Here is an 18492-nt window from a genome sequence, read left to right as displayed (position 1 = left end):
GCGCTCAGAGCTCATCGAGTGCGGCCCATTGCGGCACGTGGGCGGCGAGCTTGTCGAGCAGGCGCTCGAATTCGCTGCGCTCGGCGCGCGTGAGGCAGGCCAGCATGGCGCGCTCCCGATCGCGCAAGACCGGGATGTATTTTGCGTAGAGTGCACGGCCGGCCGCCGTCATGAACAATTGCTGGCGGCGGCTGTCGCTCTCGTCGGCGGCGCGCCGTATCAGCTTCTTCTTCTCCAGCGCGATGATGCCGCGGCTGATATTGGCCTTGAGATGGCCTGAGAACTGGCAGATCTCGCTCGCCGTCACGCCTTCGCGAAAGTTCAGGAAGATCAGGGTGACGATCTCCGGCCGCGTCAGGCCGAGCTCCATCTCGATCCGCCGAAACGACGGCTCGCGGTAGAAGTTCAGCACGTAGCCCATCCTGTAGGCAATCTGGAGCTCGGTGCCGCCGATCACCGCGGCGAGCGGCTCCCGCTCCGGTGCAACGATCTTGTCGCTTTTGTCGCTCCGCGGCGCGGCGCGCGTCGATTTTCGAGATGGTCTCATATGAGACTTTCTGGTTGATTTCCGGTTCGGCATGATCTTAACATCGCCGCGCGGCTCGCAAGAACGGCCGTCGTCGATAGTTGTGGAGGATCGGATGGAGGCGGCCGGGCAGAAGGCTGTGGACCCCTCGCGCGAGCGCGAGGTTCGGTGCTTCTATGCGGGGACGGCCGCGCATCCGGTCTATGTCGACCATTTGCAATCGCCGCGCGCGGCCACGGGCAGGGCGCCCGTCGTCATGGTCCACGGCGCCGGCCACACCGGCACCTGCTATCTGGCAACGCCGGACGGGCGGCCCGGCTGGGCCGAGCTTTTCGCGGCGGCGGGCCGGGACGTGTTCGTGCCGGACTGGCCCGGCCACGGCCGCTCGCCGCAACCGGCGGATTTCCCACGGCTCGGGACCGCCGACGTCGCGACGTCGCTGTTGGCGCTGATCGAGCAGATCGGTCCTTCCGTGCTGTTGGTGCATTCGGCGAGCGGGCCGATGGCGTGGTGGATGGCGGAACGGCGTCCCGATCTCGTTCGCGCCGTCATCGGCATCGCGCCGGGGCCACCGGCCAATCTGCTGCGTGATCTGCCCGATGACGGCACAGCGATCCTCGCCCTGCGCGATGACGCGAGCGCCGGTCATCCGGTCTATTCGGACGAGACCAGACCGGTGCGGCTGACGGCTGAATTTGCCGTCGCCTATTGGGCCAACGGGCCGCGCTTTCCGCAGCACGCGTTCGAAAACTACTGCCGCTCTTTCGCGCCGGAGAGTGCGCGCATCCTGAACGAACGCTTCAACATCGGCGGACGCGGGCTCAAGATCGATGATCCCGAGTGTCTGCGTAACAGGCCGATCATGATCGTGACCGGCGACCGCGACCCGCGCCATCCACGCGAGGTCGACGCGGCGACGGCCAGCTATCTCGGCGCGGAGTTCGTCTGGCTTCCGGATCGCGGCATGGATGGAAACGGTCACATGATGATGATCGAGGACAACAGCGACGACCTCGCCGCAATGATCCTGGCCTGGCTCGACGCCATCCAATGCTGAGACGTGGCATCGAAAGGGATGACAGATGAAATGGATCGTTCGCGCTCTCCTGCTGTTTGCGCTCCCCGCCGGCGCGCAGGCGCAAGTCAGCGCCGAAATCGTCAAGCTCGGTGTCTTGACCGACATGGCTGGCGTCACCGCCGACATTACCGGCAAGGGCTCCCTGGTCGCTGCGCAGATGGCGGCGGATGAGATCGGCGGCAAGGTCCTGGGCAAGCCGATCGAGATCGTCTCCGCCGATCACCAGCACAAGGCCGATGTTGGCACGGCGATCGCCCGCCGCTGGTTCGACGTCGAGGACGTCGATGCGATCGTGGACGTGCCGAATTCGGGCGTCGCGCTCGCGGTCCAGGGTCTTGCCCGCGAGAAGAAGCGGATCGTGCTCTTTTCCGGGTCCGGCACCACCGCGCTCACCAATGAGCAGTGCTCGCCCTATGGCATCCACTGGACGTACGACACCTATGCCGTCTCGCACGGCACCGCGTCTGCGGTGGTCAAGGCCGGCGGCAGCAGCTGGTTCATCCTGGCCTCGGACTATGCCTTCGGCCATCAGCTCCAGCAGGATGCCACCAGCGTGATCAATGCCGCGGGCGGCAAGGTGCTGGGCGCCGCGCGCCATCCGCTCAACACGCCGGATTTCTCTTCCTTCCTGGTCAGCGCGCAGGCGTCGGGCGCCAAGGTGATCGGCCTCGCCAATGCCGGCAATGACACCGTGAACGCGATGCGGCAGGCGGGCGAGTTCGGCCTGGTGCAGGGGGGCCAGAATCTCGCCGCGCTCATTCTCTTCCTTCAGGACGTGCACGCCCTTGGCCTTAGGGATGCGCAAGGTACTTACCTCACCACTGCGTCCTATTGGGACATGAACGAGGCAACGCGCGCCTGGTCGAAGGCATTCTTTGCGAAGACCGGTATGATGCCGTCGATGCTGCATGCCGGCGTCTATGGCGCGGTGCGCCACTATCTCAAGGCCGTCGCCAGCGCCGGCACCGACGAGGCCGACAAGGTTGCGGCCGCGATGAAGGCCCTTCCGGTCGAGGACATCTTCTCGGAGGACGCACACGTCCGTGCCGACGGGCGCGTCACGCGCACCATGTATCTGGTTCGCGTCAAGAAGCCGTCGGATTCGAAATATCCCTGGGACTATTTCGAGATCGTGCGCAAGATTCCGCCCGAAGAGACGGTCTGGCCACTCGCGGACAGCAAATGCCCGCTGGTCAGGGCCTCCAGCCGCTGAAGCGGAAACAGGTTGGCAAAGCCGGCCCGACACGGGCATGATGTGGACATGAAAACGACATTGCTCAAACCCGAACACTACACCCGCTCGCCCTGGAAAAACGGCGGCGGTGTCTTCACCGATATCGCGGATGCCCATCGTGCAGGTAGTCCGGCAAAGGATTGGGACAGTCTGCTCTGGCGTTTTGCCTCGACGCCCATCGTGACATCAGGTCCGTTCTCCTACATGCCCGGCATCGATCGCCTCCAGATGGTCGTGGCCGGACGCGGGCTGGTGCTGAAATCGCCCAAGCGGGAATTCGATGAACGTGAACCTTTCATGACCGTGCGCTTCGCCGGCGAGCTCGAGATCGTGACCGAGCTCGAAGCCGGCCCGGTCGAGGTCGTGAACTTGATGGCGCGGCGCGGGGTGGCCGAGATCGAGCTCGAAGCGCTCAGGGGGAGTGGCGATCGATCGTTGACTGCCGGCACGCACCTCGTTTACGCAGCTCGCGGCGATTGCAGCATCCGCTTCGACGGCGGGGATCTGGTCATCCCGAGCAACGGCACGCTAAAGGTCGAGCTGGCCGAGCCATCGAAGCTCGCGCTGGTTTCGGGCTTGGCGGTGCTGGGATCGATCCGGATGGTCGGCTAGAACCTCGCCAGGCCGCTGCGCGCAAACCGGGCAACTGGCCAGGTTGACGCGGCAAGGCCGGAGCACGATATCATCAGCAAGATGCAGACCGCCGCTTGAGGGCAGGATATGAACGCGCCGCCGGACAACCCCACCACGCAAGCCGACAGCGTCGTCGACTGGCTGATCAACGGCACGCGCGATGAGCGCTTCGTCGACAATATCTTCGCGCAGATGTGCATCCGCCTGCAGCAGGCGGGTATCCCGCTCAAGCGCGCGACGCTTCACATCCTCATCCATCACCCGCAATGGCTGGGAGCCCGGATGATGTGGTCCGACGGGATGCGAGAGGCGGAGATCGCACTGGTCGACTACGACGTTCGCGAGCGGTCCGAATATATCGGCAGCGCGGCCAACGAACTCCAAAACGGTGCCGCCGAGGTGCGAGAGCGGCTCGAACGGGATCCGTCGCTCGGCCGCAAGCACGCCCTCTATGACGAGATGCGGGCGCGAGGCCTGACCGACTACGTGGCCTGGCCGCTCTACCACACGCTCGGCAAGCGCCACCTCGTCACCTTCGCCACCGATCGTCCCGGCGGGTTCGATGATGCGCATATCGCGGGCCTGAAGAAGCTCTTGCCGGTGCTGGCGCTGGTCAGCGAGATCCGCGTCAAGAACCGGCTGGCGCGCACGCTGCTCGAGACCTATGTCGGCTCCCATGCCGGCGAGCTGATCCTGGCCGGCGCCACCCGGCGCGGCACCGGCACCACCGTGCGCGCCGCGATCATGATCTGCGACCTCAGGGATTTCACGAAAATCTCCGACAACTGGCCGCGCGACGATGTCATCGATCTCCTCAACGACTATTTCGATGCGATGTCCGAGCCGATCGCGCGCCACGGCGGGGAGATCCTCAAATTCATCGGCGATGGCCTGCTCGCAATCTTTCCGCTTCATGAGCCCGATGCCTGCGCCAACCTGCTCCATGCCGTGACCGAAGCCCGCAAGGCCATGGCCGCGCTGAACGAGCGGAATAACGGCACCGGCCGCGCGCCGCTGAACTACGGCATCGGCGTTCATGTCGGCGACGTCATGTACGGCAATATCGGATCATCAAGCCGGCTCGATTTCACCGTGATCGGCCCCGCTGTCAACATGGCCTCCCGCCTCGAGGCGCTCACCAAGCAGCTGGGGCGAACGGTGCTGCTGTCGCGCGCGTTCGCCGAGCAGGTAGAGCCGAAGTTCGAGCTGGAGCATGTCGGCCAATACGAGGTGCGCGGCTTCAGCGATCCGATCGAGCTGTTCGCGTATCCGGGCTGACACGGGCGAGACCGGCGCGGTGGTCGTCATTGATCTCCTCCGGTCCGTGCCGGCCTGAACGGCCGCGGCCGTGACGGCCGTGACCGTGATTACGCCTGCCTCCTCGTCACTTTTCCGAGATCGAACGAGAATCCGGGCCCGGCGAGCGGGCGCGTTCCAGCTCACCGATTGCGCAAACGCACGTTTGCAGGCTCACTCCTCATGCGCGGAGCCACGTGTCGTGCGGATGGGCAAATGAGGACGCCTTGTTGAAAGAGATCGTTGCCTAGGACTCGTAGACTGGTTTTGTTGGCGGCTCAGACCACGCATGCCGCCCGCTTCATCGGGCTGCAAGGCAGGTTCGGTGCAACAGAACAGGTGATCGGCGATACCGGGCGCGACAACCAGAGGAGACGTCCATGCCAATTTGCTCCGGAAATCTTCATGGTCGAACCGGGCGCTGTGCAGTCTGCGATGCCAGGTTCGGTCTCATCAGGTACTACGCGTGGCGCAAGCCGCTTTGTTCGAAGAGGTGCGTCGAACGTTTCGTGACGCGCCGCCGGGACGACCGCGACTGGATGGGTCGTTTCCCGATCGCCTTTGACGTGTCTCCAGAGAACCGTGCGAGGATTCCATGACGCTGCAGATGTCACCACGAGGCAAGCAATATATGGAGACGGCGCAGAGCCTGCTCCGCGCGGCCCGAAGCATGACCGACGAAGTGGTCGCGACGCGGCTGAAGCTGCTGGCCGATGACTATCAGCGGCGCGCCGAGAAGGCCTCGAGCGTCGATGCAGCCAGGCCGGCGGCGCGCCGGACCGCCAGAACCGAATACGACTGGCCGACGGAGCTCGCGTGAGATGATCAAGATCATTGCCGTGCTCTGTCGTCTCGCCTCTCCGACGGACTGTCATGAACAGATCGTCACGACCTCGGACTTCGCCGACGTCACGATGCAGTCGTGCCTGATGGGTGCGCCGCAGCTCGCCGAATGGATGGCGCAGCATCCGGCTGAGCGTCTGGCCGCATGGCGGTGCATGATCGGCAAGCAGGGCGGCGGCAGGGGAATTTAGGATCCGGAGATCGCAGTAGCGAGCCGGGAAGCACCGTTGCCAACGCAGGAATGTCCGACTACCTTTTGGCCAGGTCCGCCCACTCGTTCCTGCGATCGGCCGCGCGTACATGCCAAAATTCCTTCGCATCGGAGTCCTTCAGTCGAACGTATCAGGCTACACCTCGAAGGCGTGGTGCATCAGGCGCGCCGGTTCGACCATCTTCCTCAAGTGGGGTGCCGTGGAGGTCCATGGCACTGGTGCCGGGCGAAGGGTCTGCTGGGCGCGCCTGCCGCAGGAGAAGACGATCCGCTGTCGTACCGAGCAGCGTGCCCAGGACTATGCCAAGGCCGCGATCGCGAGACGACGCAGCCACCGCTATGAACCGCTGACGGGGCCGATTGCGAATCCGCGCCGATCTGCGGTGCCCAGCACTGAGCTTAAGCAGGCGCTCGCCACCATCCTGATCGTCGATATCGTCGGCTCCACCGCGAAGGCTGCCAAGCTTGGCGATGCGCGCTGGACCAAGGTCATGGGCCACTATTACGCCGCGGTCCGCAAGGAGCTGAAGACCGCGCGCGGCAAGGAAGTCGTGACCACCGGCGACGGCGTGCTGGCGACGTTCAAGGCGCCGGCCGCCGGCATCAATTGCGCGACCGCGATCCAGAAAGCCGTGCGTACGCTGGGCCTCGAGATCAGGGTGGGGCTGCACACGGGCGAGTACACGATCAGCGGCGGCGAAATGGTGGGCCTCGCCTTCCACATTGGCACCCGCGTCGCCGCGAAGGCGCGCGCCGGCGAGGTTTTGGTGTCGAGCGCGGTGAAGGAGCTGATGAAGGCGCAGTCTGCGATCAGCTTCCGGGATCACGGCATGCATCAGCACAAGGGCGTGCCGGAGCGGTGGAGGCTGTATCGGGTGGAGGGGTGAGGCACACTGCCGGAATGAACCGGGAGCGTTGGTCGCTCCGTTTTCTCCATTCACTCGCACTCGTCCCGCCTCGACTATTCAAACTTCCTTTCGCTCCGATCGTTGCGGCCTTGGCGGGGCTTGCCTCGTTGAACACGACGGCAGTTCGTCGCGATAACGGCCCCTTTGCACAGGTATCTGGCTTGGTGCCGCCCGGCGAACTAAGCTAAGGGTTGTGCGCCGCAAAGTTTCGTGCACCAATATAGGCATTCTTAAAGCGCTATTTGGGGGCATCCATGATTCACACAGCGTTAGGCCGGCGTTTCATCATTGCAGTCATGTCTTTGACATCCTTGGCGCCGTGGGCGGCTTTTGCCGAACCGGGAGATTCGGACGCGCAGGAAGCTTTCGCGACGATGCTTGGGCGCATAACGAAATGCAGTATGATCCTGCCGACTGCAACTCAGACAATTAAAAGCGCAAACAGGATCGGGGCCGTCTCCGAACTAAGCTTAGTCTATAGCGCAACGGTCAACAGCAACTTCCCGAAAGAGATTGTCACGAAAAACGACAACAAGCCTTGGTGTACGCCAAAGGCAGCCTTCAAGCTTCCCGATGCCGCGGACTATCAACAACATGGCAATGTGCCCTTTCGGCAGAAAAAGCTCGATATCGGCGGATCCGCAAAAGTTGAGCTCGAAAAGATTTTCAAGCTGGTTGACGCTTCCTGGTCTTACGTTGATGCCGTCGCATTTGGAATCTCGGACATCCAGTCGGTTGATTTGGACACAGGAGATCAAAAGGCATCCATCGGCGCCATGCTTGATAGGGGGGCAGAATGTAGCGACAGTTTGAAATCTACTCAGTCTCAGATGATTTGGCGGATATGCACTGGCCAAGTCAAACTCGGCGTCTATTTCAACCGCGAGGTTCGCGGATCCATTGTTAATGCAAACTTGGGAGCGCTCCAGGCAAATTTCGAAGCGCACTATCAGAGTGAGTTAAGTGGCGTAGCGGAAACCCCTTGCAAAGGGGACAGCCCGGTTGCAGCTGGCGCTGGCGCGCCTGGAGCAAGGTCAACCGGATCGTCTCCAGCTGTCGCTCCAAGTCCGGCACGGGCTGCTACGCCCGTGGCCAACTCACCATCGGCGGCTACCTCACCGTCGACCAATCAAGCGATCGCGGCTGCAGCCGGTGCCGCCGCTGCAGCCGCGGTCGTGGCCGTTCTGGGAGGGAGTGGAACGCAACCCGGCGCGGCGGCGGCGGCGGCTGCGGCAGCACCGGCGGAGTCAAAACCCAAGAACGATACCGCTGATCCAGACAAATGCTACAAGTATGCAATCTATGAATCAGCTCCAAACGCCGTTGTGGGGGTCAATCTGACGCCGAAAGGGAGCGGCAGTCTTTCTGTGGTCGGTCTTACCAAGGCGGTAAAAAGCGAGCGGCAAGCGAGGGCCCGATGATCGCTTACCGCTATTGCAGGGCCCTCGCTGCGATTCTTGTGGCAGCGTTTGTTGGAAACTGCACCCGACAACCCACTCTGCGGTCTATCGCCTTCCGTGAGTTCGGCCCACGGTCAACCGTTCTCGATCCCGTAGCTTCATTGCCGGGTGATGGCAGAAGGTACGCGCGCAACAACTACGCGTATGTCCCTGGCACTTTGGTCGCACCTCTTGTTGAGAATGATCGCGATCTGGTTCGAGGACTTGCCGATCGTTGGAATACCGTTCACCAAGATATTCGGTTTTGTCCGCAGCATCGCTTCAAGCTCCGCCAAATTGCATTGGAGAAGCACAAGGACATCATTGACGATTACATAATGGATCAGACGCTTTCGTTCGATCCGCAAACATGGGCCAATCGATCTGCATTGCGCCAATCCTATTCAATGTTGGCTGAAAATGAGATTGGGCGACTCAAGCGCGTAACGTTTCGATTGAAGAACATACGATCGTACACGCTTGATCAGTCCCAATTATATGATGCGAAGGAGGAAATAAAACGCAATGGCTGTTTCGCACTCCTGGGCGGTCGATCGAATTTGAAGCAGGTCGCGCGAGCCTATGTCGGAGATATTGATCTCGATATTGAATACGCCTCAGGCGGCAGATTGGGTACGGACGCCGCTCGATTCCATATCGAGAGGTCGAACAGCTTTCGTAGAAATGCGAAATCTGTCTTGCTTGCCGTCATAGCAAATGAAATTTAGTCGATGTCAAAGCTGACGCAGTGGTCTATCCTTCTTGCCGCTGCGATGCATTTTATATCGTCGCCGGCGCATGCTCAGTCCAAAACTATTGCTCAAGACATCGCGCGACGATTTGCAGTAAGCCATGTTCTTCTACCGTTTCGTCCTCTGCGGTGCGAGAATTCCTTCCCTGCTTGTCGATCAACGAATGATTGGGGAGCTGCATCTTCGCCGATCCTCATTGCAGTGAATTCTGCCCCCGGCTCAGAAGGAAGTAAGCTTGCTCCCCAACTCCTGACGATTGAGCAAGCGGATCTTTGCATTCGGCCTGCAGAAGTCGTGAGGAAGCAAGTCTCGCATTTTGATGTCGCTGATCTCGGTAAACTCGAATATCCCCTATCAAAGGCTCGTGGAAGAGAGACGTTGCAGGAACTGCTTGGCTTTGAGGTCACTCCTCAATCAGAACCAAGCAGAGTGCTGTTGACCAACATAAAAAAGCAGGGTGACTTTGAGGGAGTTAGGTATAAGGAAAGCGCATCGGTTCTTTGCTCCGGCGCTGGATCGGCGCGATCGCGACGACTGATCGTCGCTGATGCTATTGTTGGCAAAATTGAGATTGAATTTCCTCTGCGGTCCGCCGCCGCAGTGCAGCACTCATCAGCGTCACTTCTGAATAGCGGCTTTGACGAAACGGCAAGGACGCACGATGCAATCGCCTATGTCAGCAGATACTACTACGTCCTTGGATTTTCGGGATCCCATCTTGAATAGCCGTAGATCTCGACACCTGAGTAGCAGGATGGCACGACTATAGCCGCAATTGACGTCATCCGTTTGCGGTGCGCGTATTCCGCTTCAATTGTCCATCGGCCAGAGGTTGCGCGGCCGGTGTCGGTATTCCAGCTCCTTCCAGTTCATGCTGGCGCCCCCGGGCGAGTCGACGAAGAGCACCTTGGCTGCGGATGGCGCATAGGCCGCATAGAAATGGTTCGCCGATTTCACCACGACGATCTTGCGCGACCTCCAATCGAGCCCCATCGGGGTGAAGAGGTCACCGAGCGCCTGGATGCGCTTCTCTACCAGCACGACCTCGATGCCGGCGACGTCGATGTTGACCGCGCGGCCCATCGGAGTTTTGCCTCCGGAACCGAAGCAGTTCAGCATGTCCGGCGACGATGCACAGCTCAGCACGCGGGCTTCGACGTCGAGTGGCTGGCCCGATGCCGGCGAGTGTTTTCCGCCGAGGCGCAGCGGAAGTCTGGCGCCGACGCCTGCCGAATAGCAGATCGCGAGAGCTCCAGGATCGTAGAATGGGCCGATGCAGGCGTCCGTGACGCCGCGCCTCAGCATCGCCGCGAGGACGAACGTGGAATCGCCGGCCGCCCCGCCGCCCGTGTTGTCGGCGACATCGGCGAGCACGATCGGATGGGCTGAACTCCCTGTCGCCTCGTCGAGCGCGGCCTCGATGCCCAGATACTGCGCGAAGCACCGGTCGCGAATGCCGAACAGCTCGTCGCGGAGCTGTGCGGCCAGTGCATCGCCCAGGCTCTTTCGTCCGTCCGTGATGACCAGCATCTTCGATCCGAGTTCGGAGCAGTCGCCCCAGGCGAAGCCGTGGACGAACGAGATCGAGAGGACGCCGTCCGTGCCTTCGAGCTCTTTCATGCGCCGTACGAACGAGCTCATCGGCTCGCGCAACGTCATGAACTGCGCGATCATGTTGCAGGGGACGATGGACATCACCGGCTTGATCTCCCTGCGCGCCGCGTGCAGGCAGAGATCGACCAATTCCCTGGCACGATCGAGGATATCCAGATGAGGATACTCCTTGAAGAAGATCAGGATGTCGGCGTTCTCGTACTTCCTGCGTGACAGGAAGCCATGCAGGTCGAGCTCGACGCCGATGATCACGTCGGGCCCGACGATCCGGCGAACCTCGTCGATCAGATCGCCTTCGGCATCCTCGTAGCCGTCGGCGATCATCGCCCCGTGCATGGCGAGCGCGACGACATCCACCGGCATCGCGGCGCGCAGATCCTCCAGCAGGCGGTCCCGCAGCGTCTCGTAGGCCGTCCTGGTCGTCATGCCGTTGGGCTCGGCGAAGCCGCCTCGCCCCTGCACGATGTCCAGGGGCTCGACCAGCGCGCGTTCGCGGAGAGCGCGAAGCACCATGCCGAACAGATGATACTCGAAAGGCTTGCCGTCGCTCGCCGGCAGTTCGTTTGGCATGAACTGGTCGATCGAGGTCGGAAGCGGCGAGAACGTGTTTGTTTCCGTGCCGAACAAGGCCGTGAATATTCGCATGGTCATCCACCGAAGGCGCTCGAGAGAGGCCGTAGCTGATCGATCGGGGAGTTGGAAGCGATCGGCTGCCAACTCGCGTTTGTGTTTCGTCTCGTCGGACTAGGCTTCCGCGCTTGCCTCGGCCTCGGTCTGAAACTGAGGCACATCGGCCGGCGCGGGACGCAGCGCGACCAGCATCACGACGCCGGCCAGCGCGAAGAGCCCCGCGACGAAGTACATCGACATCGCGACATCGCCGGTGCGACTGTTGATCTGCGCCATCATGACCGGGCTCACGACGCCTCCCAAGAGCGCAAGGCTGTTGATGAAGGCGATGCCCGTGGCGGCGACAGGCTTTGCCAGATACTCGGTGACGACGGTCAGGAACAGGGGGAGCGCCGACGCAAGACCGAGCATGGTCACGCAGAGGCCGGCGAGAGAGCCCACGAAATTGCCCTGCGTGAGAATGCAGATCCCGAGCCCTGCCGCTGCGACAAAGGCGCTGGCAGCGTAGTGCCACCGGCGTTCGCGCGTCCGGTCGGAATGCCGGCCCACGAAGATCATTGCGGTGATGCCGACGGCTTGCGGGATCGCCGCGCAAACCCCCACCAAGAATAGGTCCTCGACGCCCCAGCCCTTGATCAGGCTGGGAATCCAGAACACCAGTGCATAGTTCGCCGCGATGAGGAGAAAGTCCGACAACGCGAGCGCATAGACGCGCCAGTCGCGGAACAATGCCTTGAGCGCGCCGCTCGAAGCCGTCGTGGTCGGCCGGTGATGTTCGATGTCCGCCTTGAGGCGCTGCTTCTCCTCGCTCGTCAGCCAGTGGGCGTCTTCCGGGCGATCCTGCAGCCAGAGATAGGCAGTGATGCCGAGGAGGCTGGCGGGCAGGCCCTGGGTCAGAAACAGCCATTGCCAGCCGGACAGGCCGCCGACGCCGTTCAAATATTTCATGATGGCGCCGGATGCCGGTCCCGCGATGACGCCGGCGCCGACCACGGCGGCCATGAGGATCGCCAGCACCTGTCCCCGGCGCGGCTCGGGATACCAATAGGTCAGATAGAGCACGACGCCAGGCAGGAAGCCGGCTTCGAAAACGCCGAGCAGGAAACGCATGACGTAGAATTGCATGGGCGTCTGGACGAACATCATCCCGGCCGCGACGAGGCCCCATATGAACATGATGCGCAGCAGAGTCTTGCGGGCTCCGATTCGCTGCATCAGCATGTTGCTGGGCACCTCGAACATGACGTATCCGACGAAGAACAGTCCGGCTCCGAAACCGTACACGGCGTCGTCGAACGACGGGAGCTCGGCCATCTGAAGCTTGGCATAGCCGATATTGACACGATCGACATAGGCGACCATGTAGGACACCATCAGCAGGGGAAGCAGCCGCCATCCCACCTTCTTGTACAATGCATCGTTAGCGGGATGCGTGGCTTGCGAGGGATGCGTGGCTTGGAAAGCACTTGAATGAGATTGCTTGGTCATGGCGCGCCCTGATCTTTGATCGGAGGTGCCAGATACTGAGCAGGGGTCTCGGAGCGCGCAATTTTGCAAGTGGTTGACGAATGGTGCAACCTGACGCGACCAATGCGCCAATTGGCAAGAGACGGGGTCGGGGCATCAGATGCACACCAATGCAAACTTTCCTGGCAATCTGAAGTTGCTCTGCAACCACTACCGGTCCATTGCCGAGGTCTGTCGCCGGCTCAAGATCAATCGCGCGCAGTTCAATAAATATCTCAGCGGCCAGACCGCGCCGACCGCGCACAATCTCAAGCGCATCTGCGACTTCTTTGGGATCGACGAGAGCGAGATCGTGCGGCCCCATGAGGAGTTCGCCCGCATCATCGGCGTGCGTCCCGGCTCGTCGAGCCAGGCCGTCCCGGCCGCGCCGCCACTCAAGCATATGGAGGAGTTGCGCCGCCGCTCGTCGGACGCATTGAAGAAGTATGTGGGCTACTACTTCGAATATTACCATTCCATGTCCTCGCCCGGACGCATCCTGCGGTCGCTGGTGCATCTGCGCGACGAGGGCGGGCATGTCGTCTGCGAACGGATCGAGAGATTGCACGATCCCAGCGCGCCGACCCGGCACGTGCAGTGCCGCTATCTGGGCACGGCGTTCTACCTGCAGGAACGCATCTTCGTGCTCGACTACGAATCGCTCACCTCCAACGAAATCACGCAAACGGTCCTGATTCCGAGCTTCAAGAACCGGATCGTCCGCCTGAACGGATTGAAGCTCGGCGTCAGCGCGGCCGATCAGCGCGCTCCCTGTTGTACGCGCGTCGTCTGGGAGTATTTGGGGGTGCAGGTGCCCCGCATCAGGTGCTACCGCCAGCTCGGTCTGTTTGCCCCCGATGACGATCAGATCAATGCGGATGTCAGGCGGCGTCTACAGGAAACCCGGTTCGATCAAGGTCTGTTCTTCGTGCCCTGAGCGCGAGCGACAGATTGCGCCAGTTGCTCCGGGCAAGTCGCGCCATCGAGGCGCGACTTGCGAAATTGCACGGCGGTTGAGCGCGCGGCAAAACCGGCCGCGTCTTCAACGGTGCCTGTCGTCATGAACTCGTTCGCTTCGCAGAATCCGGATTCTCATCCCAAGGCTTCGAACATCGCTCTTGCGGGCTATGTTGCCAGGCCCCGAATCGGGATCATCACCGGCTCGGGCCCCGAAGCCGGGCTGGACCTGTGGACGAAGGTGCTCCGGGAGAATCGCCGCCGGATGGGCTCGCAGTTTCGTCACGACACCGACGCGCCGGCGGTCGACATCATCTCCGATCCCGAGCTTGGCCTGTCCATGGAGCTCGATCGCACCGAGCCGGAGGTGTGGACCGCGCTGCGGGCGGATGCCGAGGCGCTCGAGGGGCGGGTTGCCGCCTACGCCATCGCCTGCAACACGCTGAATGTGTTCGCTCCGCGCCTGAACGAGCTCGGCCTGACGGCGCGCCTGATCTCGTTCGCGGACGTGCTCGGCACTCATCTCCGCCGACGTGGCGAGACGCGGGTGTGCCTGCTGGGCGCACGCACGGTCGCCGAGCTGGGAGCGTGGTCACCCTATCGGTCCTTGCGCAGCGTGGTTGATTTCGAGCCGCTGGACGAGGACGGGCGCATGGCGCTCCACCAGCTCATCTATGACGTCAAGCAATACGGCGCCGAACATCCGCCGTTGCGCGTTCGATTTGCGCGCCTGCTCGAGCGGGTCCGATCGGACACCGTGCTGCTCGCCTGCACCGAACTGCCGCTGATCGCGGACGTGGCGACGACCAAGCACCTGGTCGACGTGACCCAGCTCGTTGCCGAGGCGCTGGTGGATTGCACCGGACTTGCGGCGGCGTCGGACGGCTCATGAAGCCGAGCGGCAGGCCAAATGGCAGGCTTGGGGTCGTGATCACCGGCGGCACGATCGGCATGCACGGCGGCGATGACGGACTGGCACCGGCGTCCGGCCTTGCGATGCGCCTGCGCGAAGCGTTGTGCGCACAGGGGCGGCATGATGTCGGGCCGTTCGTCGAGCTGGCGCCGCTGATCGACAGCGCCAATGCGGAGCCCGAGTTCTGGGTGCGCATTGCGGCCGCGGTGGTATCGCTCGTCGAGGATGACGATTGCAGCGGTGTCTTGATTCTCCATGGCACCGACACAATGGCCTATACGGCGGCTGGTCTCGCGTTCCTGCTGTTCGGCTTGCCCGTGCCGGTCGTACTGACCGGCGCCATGCATCCGATCGGCGACGTCGGCAGCGATGGTTGGGACAATCTATCGGGCGCGTTGGACCTGCTGACAAGCGGTCCGCCGGCAGGGACCACCGTCTACTTTGCGGGCCGGCAGATCCCGGCCGTCCACTGCAGCAAATGGCGGACGCAGACCGCCGATGCATTCACGCGAACTCTGCGGCCGACGATGGATCGGTCCGCGCCCGCTCTGCCGCCCTGGAGCTATCGCGAACTGGTCGCGCCGGCCCGCGTCGCCGTGTTGCCGCTCCATCCCGGCTTCGAGCCAACGGCTCTCGCGGCGCTCGCGGCTGCCGGTGTGCCCGGCTGCGTGCTGGAGTGTTACGGGTCGGGAACGGCTCCGGTCGCGGACCCGCGTTTCATCGCCGCTCTCGAATTGGCGCGTTCTCGCAACATGGTCGTCGTTGCGATCAGCCAGTGTCCCGAGGGCGCGGTGGCGTTCGGCCACTATGCGACGGACCACCGGCTGAAGACGGCCGGCGTCGTGAGCGGCGGCGGCATGACGCGCGAGGTCGCCTTGGCAAAGCTCGGGATCCTGCTGGGCGCCGGCCTGCCGCCCGCGGCCTGCCGGGACTGGATGCGCGTGAGCGTGTTCGGCGAGCTATAGAAGTTCGGGTGCGCGGAGGACGGCGGGCGCGCGAGACTTCCGTGTCCCAAGCTTTCCGGTTTCAGGACAGCTACTTCGTCACGATCCGTCGCGTTGGCGTCACGGTGCTGGCAGGCGCCATCGGTGAGAGCGAGAACGTCAGCCACGTATTCCAGCCTGCCGGCCGATTCTCGGCAGCGAATTCGCCGTATCCCTTCAGGTTCAGATAACCCTGCATATCGCCGACCGGAAACAAATATCCGATCTGCGGACCGACGCCGATGACACGCGACCGGAAACCACCCAGGATGGGGTTCTGTCCGGAATCGTCTGTAATCTGCTGATACGCGTAGCCGACGAGGCCGACAAAGAGCTGCTTCGAGAGGAACTGCGAAGCACCCCAGTCGACATGGAAGTCGACGCCGCTCCGATATTGCGTGTCCGGATTCCTGAAATTGTAGGTGAAGCCCGCGACCGCCGAAAATTCGTGTCCCGCCTGTGGGTCGAAATAGGTGTAGCCGCCGCCGCCATCGATCGCGCCGTGACCGATGCCGAGATTGGCCAGGCGGTTTGGATCGTAGGCCCCGACGGGAATGTCTCCCGTCGCATAGGTCATGAAATTATGGACGCCTTGATTCCATTTCAGCGTCACCTGCGGATAGAGGTCGCCCACGGAAGTGACGGAGTCGCCAATGCTTCCCATGCGAGTCACTGCAAATGGTCCAAACCCCGTTGTGAGCGTCCCGCTCAGATCGGCGGCCGATCGCCCGAACAGTCCAGTGACGCCAATGGCCAATTGTCCGCCCAGCACCGGCGTCGCGAAGGTGTAGGTGGGGTTGAGCAGCACCAAATCGGCCTGCGCATTCAGATGCAGATTCAGGTCGACGTTCACGCTCGCGGGAAACCGGCCGATTTGAATTTCTCTTGCGGCGGCCGCGGTGCCGAATGCCGATACGGAGGTGTGATAGTAAACCTCCGCCATCGACCATCCCGGGACCGCGGGCGTTGCGGCAAGACTGCTGAAGCGTCCGGGAAGCCAATAGGAGACGCCGCTTTCGTCGGCGTAGGCGGCGTTGGATAAGGCCGCGGACATCGCCATGATTGTGACGATGGCCGAGCAGATCAGTCGACGACGAGACTTGCGTTCGGGTATGCAGCGCTTCATGTGCTCCCCCAATGTCCGTTCACGACAGTATGCCAGCGAGATTGTGAATGTCTCGCCTTAATGGAACGAACCGTGAGATCGCCTCGCCGTGTTGCGCCGGGGGCACGCTTCCTTGATCTATATCAAGGCATTCGCCCGACTCCTTGCGCCATTACTGCTTGTCGATGCAGTGCGTCGAGCACCGTCGCTCTCAAAAAGACAGGCGTCGCGCTTGCGGTGTCCCAGTATGGATTCATTCCCTTCGCGCATTGCGCGCGGGACAGCGTCGTGGAGGGGCGCTGACTATTTCAACGGCTGCACCTTCGCCGCCATATCCGGAGCGCGGCTGACCCTGTAGGTGGCGTTGCTGCATTTCAGGACCCAGACGGCATGATCGGCCCTGGATCGCTTTGCATCTCTCGTCGCGCCGAGCGCCTTCTCACAGACAAAGCCCTGCGTGCGGATCTGCGCCGCAAGCATCTGCTTCGGCATCTCCTCCGCGGCTTGGGCGGCGGATGCCGTCAGGCCGGTATGAGACACAGGTCCGGTCAGGAGCGATGCTGAGAGGAAAACTGCACCAGCAAACAGACGAATGGGCGTAACAACGTTGCGATCATCGCACTGCATGTAACTTTCCTCCTCCTTGAACCGATCGGTGGCTAGAGATAGGCCGTGTAGGAGCTCACCCATACCAGGATCGAGGCGAGCAGACCGATTACCCCGGCCTTGTCGGAAAAGGCGGTGGCGCTGCCGGACATGCCCAGCCGAAGCCGGTCGCGATCCATCCCATCGGGGATCGAGATTTCCGCCGGAAACACCGTCGCACCGCCGAACGTGTTGGTGCGGGCCAGCGTCCCGGATACGGCGATCTGACCTTGCCCGATGCCCTTGGGAATGCCGATGATTTTGGCGTGATAGATGTGGCCCGGCACATTGTCGAACACGATGTCGACAGCGGTGCCTTCCTTGATGGTCTGAAACCCGTTCTGCGAGAACATGCCGACCAGCGCGATCTCCTTCTCCACAATGAAGGACATCGCCGATCGCAACTGAAATGCGCGGTCGCCGACAGTCAGGGCTACGACGGTGACATACCCGTCTTCAGGCGCGCGAACGGAAGTCTGCGACAATTCCCAATTGGCGCTGTCGAGCTGCGCCTGAAGCTGCGCAACTGAGGTGTTCACCCCGCCAATCTCGGAATCCAGAGCGAGTTTGGCGCTTTGCTGAGCCGCCTTGGCCGCCGCGAGCTGGGCCGAAACTGTCTCGTATTGTACCTGCTTGTCCTGCGCCTGAAATTGCGTATTGGCATCGTCGGCGGCCAGCGTCTCGATGTCGGCGAGACGCTTCTTGTTGTAGGCGGCCTGCGCGACCAGGCCCGCCACAGTGGCCGTCGCCTGCTCGTAATTCGCCTTCAGGATTTCAGTCTGCTGCTTTGCCGCCGCAAGCGATGCCTGCAATTGATTGACCTTGTATTGAAAGGGCGCCGCATCAATCTGAAACAGCACATCGTCCTTCTTCACCGGCACGTTCGGTTTGGCTGGTATTGCGACAATTTGTCCCGTCACATTCGGCGTCACCTCGACGACGCGGCCGGTCACCGTCACGCGGCCTGACGGCGTGAGGTAATTAAAAAGCGCGAGAAACGTCGCGAGAATGAATCCGCCGATCAGCAGCGAAATCGTCCCCGACACCCAGCCCCACCGCACGAGTCTGAATTTGGAGAATACGAGCCAAAGCGCAACGAGGTAGAGGCACAGAATAATGACCATGGCTGGTCCTCATTCTCTGATTGTGCTAAGGTGATGCTCGTGGAGGTAGCTGAAGCATCACCTTTTGAATGCTACTAGACTACAAGTCCCTAAAT

General features: G+C 62.1%; 19 protein-coding genes. 13 read left to right on the top strand and 6 right to left on the bottom strand.

Annotation, left to right across the window (positions count from 1 at the left end; genetic code table 11):
• Positions 1-4 precede the first annotated feature (4 nt).
• Positions 5-547, bottom strand: a complete 543-nt coding sequence (locus tag NLM27_RS24395) for a MarR family winged helix-turn-helix transcriptional regulator (RefSeq protein WP_254145756.1) — start codon at positions 545-547, stop codon at positions 5-7.
• A 94-nt stretch (positions 548-641) separates the two neighbouring features.
• Here NLM27_RS24395 and NLM27_RS24390 point away from each other — a divergent pair, with 94 nt between their 5' ends.
• From NLM27_RS24390 to NLM27_RS24345, 10 genes are all read left to right on the top strand, one after another.
• A complete protein-coding gene (locus tag NLM27_RS24390; protein ID WP_254145755.1) occupies positions 642-1583 on the top strand; it encodes an alpha/beta fold hydrolase in 942 nt (313 codons plus the stop codon).
• A 25-nt stretch (positions 1584-1608) separates the two neighbouring features.
• Positions 1609-2817 (top strand): ABC transporter substrate-binding protein, encoded by a 1209-nt coding sequence (locus tag NLM27_RS24385; RefSeq protein ID WP_254145754.1) that lies wholly within the window; start codon positions 1609-1611, stop codon positions 2815-2817.
• A 48-nt stretch (positions 2818-2865) separates the two neighbouring features.
• Entirely contained in the window at positions 2866-3450 is a 585-nt protein-coding gene (locus NLM27_RS24380; protein ID WP_254145753.1) for a HutD family protein, read from the top strand.
• Positions 3451-3558: 108 nt separating this feature from the next.
• A complete protein-coding gene (locus NLM27_RS24375; RefSeq protein ID WP_254145752.1) occupies positions 3559-4749 on the top strand; it encodes an adenylate/guanylate cyclase domain-containing protein in 1191 nt (396 codons plus the stop codon).
• 613 nt (positions 4750-5362) lie between these two features.
• Positions 5363-5587 carry a hypothetical protein gene (locus NLM27_RS24370; protein WP_254145751.1) on the top strand — a complete coding sequence of 75 codons (225 nt, stop codon included), beginning with the start codon at positions 5363-5365 and terminating at the stop codon, positions 5585-5587.
• A gap of 1 nt (position 5588) precedes the next feature.
• Positions 5589-5801, top strand: coding sequence for a hypothetical protein (locus tag NLM27_RS24365; protein WP_254145750.1), 213 nt, complete (start codon positions 5589-5591; stop codon positions 5799-5801).
• 109 nt (positions 5802-5910) lie between these two features.
• Positions 5911-6708, top strand: a complete 798-nt coding sequence (locus tag NLM27_RS24360) for an adenylate/guanylate cyclase domain-containing protein (protein ID WP_254145749.1) — start codon at positions 5911-5913, stop codon at positions 6706-6708.
• 275 nt (positions 6709-6983) lie between these two features.
• Positions 6984-8150 carry a hypothetical protein gene (locus NLM27_RS24355; protein WP_254145748.1) on the top strand — a complete coding sequence of 389 codons (1167 nt, stop codon included), beginning with the start codon at positions 6984-6986 and terminating at the stop codon, positions 8148-8150.
• The gene (locus tag NLM27_RS24350) at positions 8147-8896 is read left to right on the top strand and encodes a hypothetical protein (RefSeq protein ID WP_254145747.1); all 750 of its coding nucleotides are present in this window, start codon (positions 8147-8149) and stop codon (positions 8894-8896) included. The genes NLM27_RS24355 and NLM27_RS24350 overlap by 4 nt, the downstream gene beginning before the upstream one ends.
• A gap of 3 nt (positions 8897-8899) precedes the next feature.
• Positions 8900-9646 (top strand): hypothetical protein, encoded by a 747-nt coding sequence (locus NLM27_RS24345; RefSeq protein ID WP_254145746.1) that lies wholly within the window; start codon positions 8900-8902, stop codon positions 9644-9646.
• 84 nt (positions 9647-9730) lie between these two features.
• Here NLM27_RS24345 and NLM27_RS24340 read toward each other — a convergent pair whose 3' ends face one another.
• Complete coding sequence (locus NLM27_RS24340) at positions 9731-11179, bottom strand: M81 family metallopeptidase (protein WP_254145745.1); 1449 nt, start codon at positions 11177-11179, stop codon at positions 9731-9733.
• Positions 11180-11278: 99 nt separating this feature from the next.
• Entirely contained in the window at positions 11279-12652 is a 1374-nt protein-coding gene (locus tag NLM27_RS24335) for an MFS transporter (RefSeq protein WP_254145744.1), read from the bottom strand.
• Between the two features lie 139 nt (positions 12653-12791).
• Between NLM27_RS24335 and NLM27_RS24330 the strand changes: the two genes are divergently transcribed.
• The 3 genes from NLM27_RS24330 to NLM27_RS24320 all read left to right on the top strand — a co-directional run bounded on the left by NLM27_RS24330 (position 12792) and on the right by NLM27_RS24320 (position 15505).
• Entirely contained in the window at positions 12792-13607 is an 816-nt protein-coding gene (locus tag NLM27_RS24330; RefSeq protein ID WP_254145743.1) for a helix-turn-helix transcriptional regulator, read from the top strand.
• Between the two features lie 123 nt (positions 13608-13730).
• Entirely contained in the window at positions 13731-14519 is a 789-nt protein-coding gene (locus NLM27_RS24325; protein ID WP_254145742.1) for an aspartate/glutamate racemase family protein, read from the top strand.
• Positions 14516-15505: an asparaginase gene (locus NLM27_RS24320; RefSeq protein WP_254145741.1), complete on the top strand. Its 990-nt coding sequence runs from the start codon at positions 14516-14518 to the stop codon at positions 15503-15505. The genes NLM27_RS24325 and NLM27_RS24320 overlap by 4 nt, the downstream gene beginning before the upstream one ends.
• A 70-nt stretch (positions 15506-15575) precedes the next feature.
• On the opposite strand, the gene NLM27_RS24315 is transcribed toward NLM27_RS24320, so the two are convergent.
• From NLM27_RS24315 to NLM27_RS24305, 3 genes are all read right to left on the bottom strand, one after another.
• Complete coding sequence (locus tag NLM27_RS24315; protein ID WP_254148910.1) at positions 15576-16577, bottom strand: transporter; 1002 nt, start codon at positions 16575-16577, stop codon at positions 15576-15578.
• Positions 16578-16931: 354 nt separating this feature from the next.
• Complete coding sequence (locus tag NLM27_RS24310; protein WP_254145740.1) at positions 16932-17255, bottom strand: hypothetical protein; 324 nt, start codon at positions 17253-17255, stop codon at positions 16932-16934.
• A gap of 32 nt (positions 17256-17287) precedes the next feature.
• Complete coding sequence (locus NLM27_RS24305) at positions 17288-18397, bottom strand: HlyD family secretion protein (RefSeq protein ID WP_254145739.1); 1110 nt, start codon at positions 18395-18397, stop codon at positions 17288-17290.
• Positions 18398-18492 lie beyond the last annotated feature (95 nt).

Origin of the sequence: Bradyrhizobium sp. CCGB12 (assembly GCF_024199845.1) — a bacterium.
GTDB lineage: Bacteria > Pseudomonadota > Alphaproteobacteria > Rhizobiales > Xanthobacteraceae > Bradyrhizobium.
Note: the sequence above shows the minus strand (reverse complement) of the source record. Positions and strands in the feature narration are given on the sequence as shown.